8 protein-coding genes are annotated in these 13836 nt (G+C 36.2%); 5 read left to right on the forward strand and 3 right to left on the reverse strand.

The features are described from left to right. Positions 1–441 precede the first annotated feature (441 nt). Positions 442–2457: an RNA polymerase sigma factor RpoD gene (rpoD, locus tag ACFIJZ_RS04780; protein ID WP_273790804.1), complete on the reverse strand. Its 2016-nt coding sequence runs from the start codon at positions 2455–2457 to the stop codon at positions 442–444. Between the two features lie 390 nt (positions 2458–2847). Then, positions 2848–4785 carry a DNA primase gene (gene dnaG, locus ACFIJZ_RS04785; protein ID WP_375631189.1) on the reverse strand — a complete coding sequence of 646 codons (1938 nt, stop codon included), beginning with the start codon at positions 4783–4785 and terminating at the stop codon, positions 2848–2850. Positions 4786–4920: 135 nt separating this feature from the next. Between dnaG and ACFIJZ_RS04790 the strand changes: the two genes are divergently transcribed. The 4 genes from ACFIJZ_RS04790 to ubiC all read left to right on the forward strand — a co-directional run bounded on the left by ACFIJZ_RS04790 (position 4921) and on the right by ubiC (position 10613). Continuing rightward, positions 4921–6138, forward strand: a complete 1218-nt coding sequence (locus ACFIJZ_RS04790) for a mechanosensitive ion channel family protein (protein ID WP_375631190.1) — start codon at positions 4921–4923, stop codon at positions 6136–6138. A gap of 70 nt (positions 6139–6208) precedes the next feature. Next, positions 6209–7900 (forward strand): Na/Pi cotransporter family protein, encoded by a 1692-nt coding sequence (locus ACFIJZ_RS04795; RefSeq protein WP_375631191.1) that lies wholly within the window; start codon positions 6209–6211, stop codon positions 7898–7900. 857 nt (positions 7901–8757) lie between these two features. Then, complete coding sequence (locus ACFIJZ_RS04800; protein ID WP_273790808.1) at positions 8758–9009, forward strand: GlsB/YeaQ/YmgE family stress response membrane protein; 252 nt, start codon at positions 8758–8760, stop codon at positions 9007–9009. 1097 nt (positions 9010–10106) lie between these two features. Beyond that, positions 10107–10613 carry a chorismate lyase gene (ubiC, locus tag ACFIJZ_RS04805; RefSeq protein WP_375621383.1) on the forward strand — a complete coding sequence of 169 codons (507 nt, stop codon included), beginning with the start codon at positions 10107–10109 and terminating at the stop codon, positions 10611–10613. 676 nt (positions 10614–11289) lie between these two features. Here ubiC and ACFIJZ_RS04810 read toward each other — a convergent pair. After that, complete coding sequence (locus ACFIJZ_RS04810) at positions 11290–11742, reverse strand: GatB/YqeY domain-containing protein (protein ID WP_273790810.1); 453 nt, start codon at positions 11740–11742, stop codon at positions 11290–11292. Between the two features lie 258 nt (positions 11743–12000). On the opposite strand from ACFIJZ_RS04810, the gene carA reads away from it, so the two are divergent. After that, positions 12001–13197, forward strand: coding sequence for a glutamine-hydrolyzing carbamoyl-phosphate synthase small subunit (carA, locus tag ACFIJZ_RS04815; RefSeq protein WP_375631192.1), 1197 nt, complete (start codon positions 12001–12003; stop codon positions 13195–13197). The last annotated feature ends 639 nt before the right edge of the window (positions 13198–13836 follow it).

Genomic DNA, 13836 nt, shown 5'->3' on the forward strand with positions numbered 1-13836 from the left:
ATGAACATAACCTATTGAAACATCCCTTTATAAACTGACAAAGAATAAAATGAGTCACCTAAAATGATAGAAAAATCCCGCAAAAGAATACACATTTTTCATCAAAAAGTTCGTATGTTGCAATATAAGTTTATTCCTAATAGATCCCATTTCTTAAAAAACGAGCTGGGCTATATGCAAGGTAATGTTTTTATCGTTCATTTCTTGAAAGCCCCCCTACTCTCTACTCCATAAACACCCTTTGCCCTATATCTATTCTTTTGAGACAGAGAAGTATAAAGCCCCAAAGCTAAGAAAAACATTAAACATCGCAAACTTTCTAGATTATTCAAATTCTTCCCATGTTTTTCTCAAGAAAGTATCCAAGTACAACATGACGCACCTCCCCCCCTTCATTAAGAAGAAAGAGGAAGTTATTAAAATGCACAAGAATTCCTTTATTTAAGAATCGAGAAAACTGCGCAATTTTCGTGAACGGCTAGGATGTTTCAATTTACGAAGTGCCTTTGCTTCAATCTGACGAATACGCTCTCTTGTAACTGAAAATTGTTGTCCTACTTCTTCCAACGTGTGATCTGTATTCATCCCTATTCCAAAACGCATCCGCAAAACACGTTCTTCCCGCGGTGTTAATGAAGCAAGAACGCGTGTTGTCGTATCTCGCAGATTAGCTTGGATAGCTGCATCAATTGGTAATAACGCATTCCTATCCTCAATAAAATCACCCAAATGGGAATCATCTTCATCACCAACAGGCGTTTCGAGAGAAATAGGTTCTTTTGCAATTTTAAGAACTTTTCGTACTTTTTCTAACGGCATAGAAAGCTTGCTAGATAATTCTTCTGGTGTTGGTTCTCGTCCAATTTCATGGAGAATCTGACGCGAGGTACGAACGATTTTATTAATTGTTTCAATCATATGAACAGGGATACGAATTGTACGTGCCTGATCAGCAATTGAACGTGTAATAGCCTGACGAATCCACCATGTTGCATAAGTTGAAAACTTGTAGCCGCGCCGATATTCAAACTTATCCACAGCCTTCATCAAACCGATATTGCCTTCTTGAATAAGATCAAGAAACTGCAAACCACGATTAGTGTATTTTTTTGCAATTGAAATAACAAGACGCAAATTAGATTCTACCATCTCTTTTTTCGCAATAGTTGATTCGCGTTCACCTTTCTGCACCTGCATAACAATCCGACGAAATTCACCAATCGAAATAGCCGTTTCTTGCGCAAGATTTTGTATCTCACTTCGCAGTTTTTGGATTTCTTTTGCTTCACGCACCGAAAACTCTTTCCAACCAGGTGTAGGCAAAGCAGCAATATAATTCATCCAATCTGCGTCCAATTCACGCCCTTGGTATTCTTTTAAAAAGTCCTCATGGCCAATGCCATAGCTATTGGCAATCCGTTTCAGCTTACCTTCATTATGAATCAATCTCTTATTGATGTCATAAAGCTGTTCAACCAAAGCTTCAATACGATTTTGGTTTAAAGAAAGAGATTTTACTGCTTGAATCAACTCACCCTTTAATTGAATATATTTCTTCTTCTGAGAAGAAGTAAGGGCCCCCTCTTTACGCTCTGCCAAACTGCTTTCAACATGCTGATCTTGTAATTTTCGTAATTTCACATAGGTTTGAGCAATAAAATCCAATGTTTCCATAACTTGAGGACAAAGCTCATTTTCCATTGCAGCAAGCGATAAGTTAACATCGTCATCGTCTTCTTCATCATCGTCTTCAATATTTCTCTCTCCTGCGCTCTCCCCCATATTACGTATACCAGAAGACATTTTTTCTTCTACCGTCTTATCAACTTCACTTCGCTCAATAATAGGAGCCTGCTTTGCTTCTGGACCAGCATAAGTCGTTTCAAGATCAATAATTTCACGAAGAAGAATACGCTGCTCTTTTAACTCGTCACGCCAGATAATAAGAGCCTGAAAAGTCAAAGGACTCTCACAAAGTCCCGCAATCATTGTCTCACGCCCTGCTTCAATACGCTTAGCAATGGCAATTTCGCCTTCCCGCGAAAGAAGCTCAACAGCTCCCATCTCACGCAAATACATACGCACCGGATCATCCGTACGATCTGTTACTTCGCGTTTATTCGTTGTCGTTGCAATTGCGTGGCTAGAGGCTTCTACTAAATCACCACCCTCTACCGTAACTTCTTCTTCATAATTTTCAGACTCAACTTCATCCTCATCATCCACAACATTAACCCCCATCTCAGAGAACATCGCCAAGATATCTTCAATTTGTTCGGATGTAACCTCGTCAGAAGGAAGAACTGCATTGAGTTCATCCATTGTTACGTAACCATTTTTTTTGGCAAGCTTAATCATTTTCTTGATGGCATCATCAGAAAAATCAAGAAGAGGACTATCCAAACTCGCTTGGCTTGTTACTTCTGCATTATCTTTCTGTTTAACCTTTGTTGCCATACCATAACTCCACTCGATCACTTCACAGTTTCCATGTAACCATAGTTTCCATGTGACCAGTTTGTTTGTTCTCACTAAAATCTACCAATAGTTACTCATATATACTTCCTTTTAAGAGATTACTATTGGAAAGAATACATTTTGTATATGCCCTGACATCCAGACAAACTCGACATCCAGACAAAAACGCGGGAAAACTCCAGAAGTTTCCCCGACACCTCTCAGCCCTTCTGAGATAATCTCTGTACCCTATCGTAAGAACCAATTTCCCGCTTTTCCTAAAATTTACCCGCTTTTTTTAAAATTTAATTGTCATCTTTATAAAAATGTCACTCCACATAAAGTTCCTCATCTAAAATTTAAGTGACTGATTCGCATTAAAAAAGCGAATCATTTTATCGTATCTTGTGTATTCCCGTCTATTTTTTCATCCAACCAACTTCCAAACCCTTCAATTAACGCTTCTGTTGCCTGCATCTGCTCCAGCTCATTTTTTACCTCACGAAGCAGATCAAAAACCTCACTCTTAGGATTTTCTACAAGTTGCTCTTCAATATCCTGTAATCTCTTATGTAGGTGGTGTTCTTGAAGATGCAAGTAGACAGCTTGTTTTAATATAGCACGTGCATCTTCTATAGGGGCTCCACCAAGGATAATACGCATACCAATATTTTGCACAAGATGTTTCATACGCTCTAACAGAGCTTTTTGTTCTCTTTTCTCTAAGAATGCAACCATCGTCTCTTTATCATGAAGCTGTTGGTCCCCAAGAATTTCCAACATAGCTTGATGAAGAGTTATCAATTGAGTATTTTTTAATTCTAACTCAGAAAGAATTTCAAAATTTTCATACCACAACTCAGGATAGTAAGCTAAAGTGAGTAAAATCACTGCTTCACGCAAAGGAATAGATTGCGAAGAATTTCGTACTATTTCAGAATTTGCTAACAGAGAAAAGGTTTGATCTTTAAAGGTCCTATTTGGTGAAGATTGATCATATCGCCCTCCCCCCTTTTTTTTCGAAAAAGAGGGACGAAAAAAATCAAAAAGGCGTTTTTTTACATCTTGCAAATAATAACGGCGGACATCTTCATCCTTAATCGTAAAAATTTGTTGTTTCAGTTGTTTTTCTAGCGCTGCTCGTGTCTCTGGAATTTCAAAATGCTTTCCATAGGTAGCTCGCCACCATAAAAGCTCACTCAAAGGAATTGCCTTTTGCAAAAAAGAAGAAAAAAGCTGTGCTCCACCAGCACAAACAATTTCATCAGGATCTTTCCCTTGTGGCAACAAAACAAAGCGTACACAAACCCCAGCCTTTAAAAGAGGCAACACACGATCAGCAACACGAAAAGCAGCTTTTAAACCAGCATCATCACCATCAAAACACAAAATGGGCTCCTTCCCCATCTGCCATAAAAGCTCAATTTGCGCTTCCGTTAATGCTGTCCCTAAGGGCGCTACGACTCCTTCAAAACCAGCTTTAGTCAATGCAATGACATCCATATACCCCTCAACAACAAGAAGTGAATGAATTTTTTCATCGCCAACAAAGCGACTATTTTTGCGAGCTGCTGCCGCGTTATAAAGTATATTTCCTTTATGAAACAGCACTGTTTCAGGGCTATTGAGATATTTTGCTCGTGTCTCTTTCTCTAATGCACGCCCTCCGAAAGCCACCACACGTCCGCGCAAATCTTCGATAGGAAACATAATGCGATTTCTAAATCGGTCATAAGAATCCGCGCTCTCCTCATGCACTGAGAGAAGCCCACATTCTTCCATTTGCTTTATTGAAATGCCCCGTGCACTCAAAGCTTCTTTCAAAGCTGTACGCCTTACCGGTGCAAAACCAATGCGGAAACGCTCTACAAGCTCTGGTGTAACACCACGTGCATCCAGATAACGACGTGCTTGCGTACCTTCTTTATCGCGTAAATTATATTGGAAAAAATCTGTAGCAATTTTCATCACATCATAAAGGTCAGCTTTTTCCAGTTGACGTTTATGACTTTGTGAATCCAAAATAGGGAGTTTTATTCCCGCAAAATCAGCCAAACGCTCTACACTTTCTGAAAAGTGCAATCCATCAAGCTCACACAAAAAGGTAAAAATATCTCCACTTACACCACAACCAAAACAATAATAGCGCCCTTTATGATCATCACAATGAAAACTTGGCGTTTTTTCACCATGAAATGGACAGCAACACCAAAAGTCTCCCCGTGAAGGCTTACTTTTTCGAGGATCAAAATCCACCCGTTGCCCAATCACTGTTGAAATTGGGAGTCTCGTACGCAGTTCATTAAGGAAATCGGGCGGAAAACGCATTATCTCTCACAGAGTTTGAAAATTCTTTTTTGCATATTTAACGACTTTAGAGCATAATTCCAATACTTCCTCTTAAGCAGTTGTAAAATTTTAAACCCTCAACTGCATATATTTTTAGAAATGGAGAATAAAAAAGTGATCGAATTTATTGTTCAATATCCGTGGTTAGAGGCTATTTCTTGGCTTATTATTCTTACTATAGCTGCCCTTTTAGTGAACTTTCTAGGACGAAAATTACTTATTCACGGAGCAAAAAAACTCTCTTCTTTTCTCCCCAAAAATACAACGATCGATATTAATAATGCTATTCAATACATGGCAAATATCACTTCAGCTTTTATTCTTTCAATTGGTGTTAATTTTATTCCAACATTGCCCGATGCATTTAGCACTGTCATCGGTAATGTTGCCAACGCCTTCATTATCTTTTTTGTTGTCCTGACAATTTCTTCCTGTCTCAATGTCATTAACATCCTTTACGAACAACGACCAACAGCACGACTAAAACCAATAAAAGGTTATATTCAAATTGCTAAAATTGCACTTTTTGCTGTTGCAACAATTTTAATGGTTGCTACATTGATTGACCGCTCCCCTCTTATTCTCTTCTCCGGTCTTGGTGCAATGGCCGCGGTTCTCATGTTAATTTTTCAAGATACGCTCCTTTCTCTCGTTGCCGGTATTCAAATTTCATCCACTGATATGGTTCGCGTTGGAGATTGGATTGAAATCCCCAATCTCGGTGCCGATGGTGATGTTATTGAAATTGCCTTGCATACTGTTAAAGTTCAAAATTTCGACAACACCATCACCTCAGTTCCTATCCGTAAACTTGTGACCGACCCTTTTAAAAATTGGCGTGGCATGCAAGAATCAGGTGGCAGACGCATCAAACGCTCCCTTTTTATTGATCAATCAAGTATCCATTTTCTCACAGAAGAAGAACAAAAATATCTTTCTCGATTTAATTTATTAGAAAATTATTTCACGCAAAAAGTAGCAGAAATTGATCAATGGAATGCTCAATTAGATAAAAATCATGATGTCTTAGCCAATACGCGCCGTTTAACCAACATTGGAACTTTTCGTGCTTATGTTTTTGCTTACCTACAACAACATCTAAATATCAACCCTAATATGACCTATATGGCAAGGCAATTACCTCCTACAGAAAATGGTTTACCCTTAGAAATCTATTGCTTTACGAACACCACTGTTTGGATAGACTATGAACAAATTCAAGGCGATATTTTTGATCACCTTTATTCTATTCTGCCCTGTTTTGGTCTAAAGGTTTTTCAAAATCCAAGCGGTTATGATTTTAATCAAGTATTAAAAGCAAAAGTGAAATAAAAACAATAAACTTCAATTTATTAATTTTGAAGTAACCACATTCACAACAACAAAGAAAGAATAAAGTATCATGAATGGTTCATTGGTACTCCTTCATCTTGCCGGCGCTATTTCTTTACTTCTCTGGGCCACACGCATGGTGCGCACAGGAATTGAACGCGCCTATGGTGACAGACTTAAATATAAAATGTGCCACGTCATTTCAAAACCATTGTTTGCTGTAAGTTTTGGACTTTTTACAGCAATGATTTTACAAAGCTCTACAGCAATAACGCTCCTCGTTGGTTCTTTCGTTGAATCTGGTTTTGTCTCTGGAGTAGCAGGACTTATGGCTGTACGTGGAGGAGAATTAGGGTCAGCAATCGTTGTAAAAATTCTCACCTATGACCTCACTCTTGTTGTGCCCTTGTGTCTTTTAATTGGCACTTGTATCTTCATGACAACAGAAAAACGTGAATGGCGTCAAATAGGACGTATTGTCATCGGTATTGGTCTTTTGATTTTATCTTTAGAGATGATAAGTACAGCGACAGAACCTTTACGTGAAAGCGAAATTTTGCCTAGCATCATTCGTTATCTTTCAACCGATCCTGTTTCCTCTTTTTTGTTGGCTGCTGGCTTAACCTACCTCTTACATTCATCCATCGCAGGAATCATTTTGCTGGTCAATTTTGCCAATTACGATCTTATTCATACGCAACTCTGTGTTGTCATGGTTCTTGGTGTCAACTTTGGCTCTTCTCTTATAGCACCACTTTTAACGCGCAACGCCTCTCCTAATACCCGCCTCGTTCCCTTAGGAAACTTACTCATGCGTGGGGCCGGTTCAATCCTTATACTTATCTTATTTCTCTCCTTTCACCCTCCCATCACATGGCTTGGCAATAACGCCCCTACTCAAGTGATCAACGCCCATATCATTTTTAATGTTTTCATTCTCCTTGCTGGAATACCACTTTCAAAATGGGTTTTAAAATTAACCACTCAGATCGTGAATATAAGTGCAAAAAAAATGCAAGCTAACAAAACGCTCAATTTATCCGATCAAACAGCTCTTGATGACAGTGTTCTTGAACGCCCAACTCTCGCTCTCTCAAATGTCATGCGTGAAGTCATTCATATTTGTGATCTTGTAGACATCATGCTAGAAAAAATCATGGGACTTTATGAAAATCCTGACCCCAATATTATTCGTGAACTCAACCAACTCAACACCATATTGGACAAAAAACATATCGCCATCAAACTTTATCTTGCACGATTAGCGGGACAAAAATTATCTGACGAAGAAGCTCTTCAAACGCAAGAACTTCTAGGCGCCTGTATAAAATTAGACCAAGCAGGCGATATCATTATTCATAATATGCTGATGCTGGTTAAAAAGAAACAACAAAAAGGTTTACAGTTCAGCAGCGAGGGCTGGAGTGATCTCCTTCGTTTCCACGCCATTGTACTAGCCAACGCGCATATAGCATTTAACGTTCTCGTCTCACGTGATACACATACTGCACACCTATTGGTACAAAAAAAAGATCAACTACGAAACTTAGAAAAAGAGATGAGTTTAAAACATTTTAAACGTCTGCGTGAAGGGGATCTCAAAAATGTAGAATCATCCAGTCTTCATCTCGACACTGTGCGCGACCTCAAACAAATCAACTCTCTTTTGACCTCAATGATCTACCCCATTTTAGAAGAACAGGGACTTCTTCAAAGTTCTCGTCTACGCACCCCTGCTGAAGAACAAACAGAAAAAACTTAAACTTTTCAAATAACTTGAATAAAACACACATCACATCGATTATTCAATTTTGAATATGGTCAAGATATTGATTTAATCAAAACATCTTATTATTTGACAATTTAAATGAGCTTTCTTCATCGTAAATTTCTTTCATTTAAAATCTATTCATGATGAATTGCTCAAAGTCATTTGCTTGCACATTACAAACAAAGCAGCATGTAGAATAGAACTCTTGAAGAAAGACATAAAAATGCCTAACCATCTCAAAGCCAAGACTGTTAAACACATAAAGAGTAGGTCAAGAGTATGATAGTTCCAACCTAAACTCGCCTTGTAAAAAGGGGATCGCTTCACAGTAGCAGCAAAACAGAAATGCTCTATAAGGAATGCAAAACCCCACAAAAATGCAATATTTATATCAAGATCTGTAGAGGTTAAACCTATACAGCCACGCTATAACGTGTCAACAAAGCAGTTTTAATTTCAAACATCATTGATATCAATTGGCAAGCTCCAAACTTTTAAATATCCATTTTACTTATTGCTTTAATCACAGTTGTTTTTTTCAATTTAAGAGAGAGCTTTAAAAAGCTTATAAATACACTTTATGAGTTATTAAAACATTTTCACTAATATTTTATTATTTTATTCGTATTTCTAAATTAATTAATTTGTTTATAAATTAAAATGTATTATATATTTATACTTATTAAGTATTATTATGATACAAATGTGAATATTATTTTAATATAAAGGAAAGTAATAAGTAAAATATCTAAAAGCAATATCCTTTCCACTGGGTAAAAAAGGAATAAACCTTGATTTTTACAAAGTTTACTCTAGTTACAATTTAAATTCAGGCAAAGGAGGGTATCATGGAAAATGCAAACATCGGCTGGATTGCAGCTATTGTTATCGGCGGGATTGCAGGTTGGGCTGCACAGTATATTATGAAAAGCCAAACAGGAATATTGTTAAATATTATCTTAGGGATTATTGGCGCTGCGCTAGCAAGCTTTCTTTTTAGTCTTTTAGGTGTAAGTTTTGCTGGTTGGCTTGGCTATCTTATTTCAGGTTTTATAGGAGCCTGTATTCTTATATGGATAGGACAAAAAATTCGATCATAGAGTATTTATTTTTTACACCTTTTGGAATTCAATACAAAACTAGGAAACAACTAGCAGAGTTTGAAATATTTTCTTGTAACTTGGTGTTACCAATTTTGATATGATGGTGAGATGCTTAAGCTGCGATTTTAGGCATACACCATCACCGTATTATAAAACGAAATGCAGCAAAGAACTTTATAACGCACCATTTCATACCTATATAAACTTACGCATATCAGGAGAGATATGTTGCGTTATTTTAACGAAATACGAACTGATTTTTGTACCACGTGCGCAAATCCAGCATATCTCACTGTAATAACAATTCATAAGGTTACAAAAATCACTAACGATGATTAAAAATTCTACCGTATAATGCTAATACCTATACACTCTATCAACAATACCCTTTTTACCAAGAAAACTCGAAGAGCTTTTTTGCATCTTAAGAAATAAAGAGAGACGGTAAGAACAAAATGATAAAGAATTTTTTCTAATCTATGAAAGAAAATAGTATATAAAATAAATATGAAATAATATTAATGTAACTTTATTATAGAATTACTACAAATTATGTTATGTGAAGTAATTTTTAAACAATTTTAATAATATAATATATTTTAAATTTTTCAAAAATATATGCATTAATATAAATTTCTTGATTATAAAGAATACGATCCCCTTTACATCTCAATTCAAAAGATTTGAATACCTCTTCACTTTCTAAAGTATAAAATAAAGTTTTGTTCCTCTTAAAACTTCCTCTTTATATCATCTTGCATAGATGAATTTTTAGCTCTTCTTTATATGCGTTACAAACGAATTTTAAAGTACGAAACATTTTTCCCATTGCTCTCATGCGATAAAGAAATTTCCGTAACGCATTGTGAAAGCGCCTTGGATAAAACATAATACCTTATTTTGCTTTTTTAATGAAAATAATCCTATAATATATACTTCCCGCATATCTTCTTTTAAAGACCTTTGCAATCGACTTTCCCTTTGATATCTTCCTGTTAAAATCTTGCTGCTTTTATACTCCTTGTATTACAATAGAGCTATCTATTTAACCCAACATAACATATGGAATAAGACTTTAGCTGTGGAGTAAAACGATGTCTGATCTTGAAGATTCCATCTTACCGCCTCTAACGTGGTTCTCTGATCAAAATCCTCCAATACCAGAAAACGTTCGCGATTGGCTCATGGAATCGGGCTCGATGACGCTTCGATTAAAGAAATATTGTACCTGCCTCCAAGTTCAACCACAACGCGAATGTTTTATTACGCAAGATAAATTAACAGAAGAAGCAGAGCATCTCCCCGAAAGTGCGCGTTATTGGCTACGCGAAATCATATTAATGGGAGATAATAAACCTTGGCTCCTTGGACGCACTGTAATTCCACAAGAAACCCTCCTACACAATCAAGCCTTGATGCATTTGGGAACTGTACCTCTAGGACATTATTTATTTAACAATGACAAATTAACCCGCGATTACATTCATATTGGTCAACAAGGTGCACTATGGGCACGCCGTTCCCGTTTGCGGTTAACGGGTAAGCCATTGTTGCTAACTGAACTATTTTTAACAGATTCACCACTATATCCCCATAAATAGAGGTTACTCATTTTATTCTGCATAACTTATAGATTTTATATAGCTTATAAGGGATTTAATCAGAGAAAAGAATTTCAAAATTATCTCAAGAACACATTAAAAACAAAGACTTCTTTTCAAAATACCCTTTTATTTCATAAACTCAGCTTAAAAATCTCTTCCCTAGAAAAAACGTTCTAAAATTCTGATTTTCTTATCATTAAAACCAGCACTTGAATTAAAAAGATACACACCATATTGATAAAACCATCTATATTTAAATTTCTTACCGAATAATCACTACTCTAAAATATGGTAACTCTTTATCAAACAAATGCTTTGAAACAGCAAAAAAGACAATAATACACTCCCCAAAATTGGAAATCTGTATCAATTAACTTAATCATCCTGTTTTAAAATTTTTAACAGTGCAAATAATAGATTTTTTTTAAAAGTAAAAACTCTATAACCTTTTTGTTTTTTAATGATCTAACAGCTTTGAAGAACAGAAAAATATAATACATAAAAGAATGTTTATTGCTCTATGAGCTCCAAAAAAACTTCGTTGATTTCAAAAAAATATTTTTTTGATAATAGTATGTATATAAAAAATAAATGATATTTATCAAAATCCTACTGATTTATAAAGGTGACGCACAATAAAAAATATTTTCCCATCCCATTGAATTAACAAGATCTATTGCAATTTTTTACGAAGACTATTGCACACTTTAGAAAAATTCATTTGCCCCGCATACCGTTCCTTAAGCCATGCCATCACCTTACCTATATCGCGTAATTTTTCAGCCTTTGTTTGTGCCAAAGCTTCACAAAGAACCTGTTCTACTTCCATCTCCTTAAGTTGATAGGGAAGAAATTCACGAATAACTTCTATTTCTGCTTGTCCTCTCTCTGCCAATTCCAAGCAACCAGACTCTTTATAGGCTCGCATCAATTCTTCACGCTGTTGAAGCATTTTAGTGAAAACAGACTGTATCTGCTGATCATCCACTTCTAGCTTCCCCTCATCATAATAAAGAATATCACGATCCCTAACTGCAGCATTCATTAAACGAAGTGTAGCAAGACGCGCACTATCTTGCACTTTCAAAGCAGCCCTAAGAGCCCCATCAATCTGGTTACGCAACATAAATTTATCCAATTTTGTTCAAGAAGAATATGCCTTTTAACCAATCTTTATCCATCTTGCAATGGAAGATAAAAAAATAATTAAGGACTCGATCTTCGAAAAGCTAAAACAAGACTTTACCTCTTCATGGAATGTACTTATACTGCCTATTTCAAGCGAAACGTTACCAGAATAATATACACAGCATCTGTTAAAGGTATGATTTTTGTGTAAAGTTGGTCATTATACCTTTCAGAGAATAAATTGTGGATACATACTATGATACAAGCAACTTCACCCAGCCACCCTTGGAGTATCAAAAAACCGACAGCCCTCTTAGTCTTAGCAGATGGAACCGTTATTGAAGGCAAAGGAGCAGGTGCTACAGGTATCGCTGAAGCTGAAGTGTGTTTTAACACCGCCATCACAGGCTATGAAGAAATCCTCACCGACCCATCATACACACAACAAATCGTTAATTTTACTTTTCCTCATATAGGAAATGTAGGGGCAAATAGCGAAGATATTGAAGATCTCTCTCCTCTCAATTGTCATGGTGCTGTTGGCGCTATTTTCAAAGCAGATATTACACATCCCTCAAATTATCGATCCAATGAAAATCTTCATCAATGGCTTAAAACGCGTAAAATTATTGCACTTTGTGGTATTGATACACGTGCACTCACAATTCTTATTCGTGAAAAAGGTGCACAAAATGCTGTCATTGCACATGATGCTAATGGAAACTTTGATATTCCTTCTTTAAAGAAACGTGCGCAAAAATGGCACGGTCTCGTCAATCTTGACCTTACGAAAGACGTGACATCTCAATCATCAATGCAATGGAATGAAAAACCATGGAGTTGGAATAAAGGATACGGTACAAACAATGTGCACAATCTTCATATCATTGCAATTGACTACGGTATTAAGCGCAATATTCTTCGCCTTATGGCAACACAAAAAGCCCGCATTACTGTTGTGCCTGCCCACACAACTGCAAAAGAAATTCTGGCAATGAACCCTGATGGCGTTTTTCTTTCTAATGGACCAGGAGACCCCGCAGCTACGGCTCAATATGCCATTCCAACGATTAAAACATTAATTGATCATAATTTGCCAATTTTTGGAATATGTCTTGGTCATCAACTTCTCGCTCTTACGGTTGGTGCAAAAACCGTGAAAATGCACCAAGGACATCATGGTGCCAACCACCCAGTTAAAGACCTTAACACTGGAAAAGTTGAGATTGTATCGATGAATCACGGTTTTGCCGTAGATTCTTCCTCTTTACCACAACATGTTCAAGAAACACATATTTCTCTCTTTGATGGTTCAAACTGTGGTATTCGAATCATTGGAAAACCTGTTTTTTCTGTTCAATATCACCCCGAAGCTTCTCCTGGACCACAAGATAGCCACTACCTCTTTCAGCATTTTTGTGATCTCATTATGAATTATAAAAAAATATCTTAAAATAAAAAGCCTCACCTTTTAACTTCTCTCCTTTAAATTATATCATCTTCCTACGCACAATTATATTATTTTTATACCTACAACTTATTGAAGTTGTATTATTATTTATCATTCTGAAACTAAAAAGAGCGCACTGAATAGCTTAAATTTTTCTCCTTCCTCTTCTCTTAAGGTCGTATCCATCAAAATCATTGGCTTCTCCCCCCAAGCAAGGTAAGTGTATCGATAAAAACTATTTTTAAAAAGAGTAAAGTGTCTAACATTCAAAAAAGTGCCTAAACTTCAAATAAGCATTTGATTCACAATACAATTTTAAGCATTCTATTTTGCATGAGAAGCATAACTCCTCCTAAAGAATAAAAAAAAATTAAAGTGTGAGACAATGCAACAAATCTCTACTTTTTAAAAGATATTGCCGTAGATGGTTTTGAAAACTGTAAAGTCGAATAAAAAAGTAATAGCAAAACAGAAAACGGCTTTTCAATTTTACAACTTTATATTCTTCCAAAATAAGGTTTTCTTTCGATTCCAGAAGTTATGCCAACAAATATAAGCAATATTTTACTTCCAATTTGCCATATAAAATTTGGAATTGTTCATACAATACTGATACATCTAACGTAGATACGTTTTAATCTT

The sequence above is a fragment of the Bartonella sp. CL70QHWL genome, from assembly GCF_042194855.1.
Classification (GTDB): Bacteria; Pseudomonadota; Alphaproteobacteria; order Rhizobiales; family Rhizobiaceae; genus Bartonella.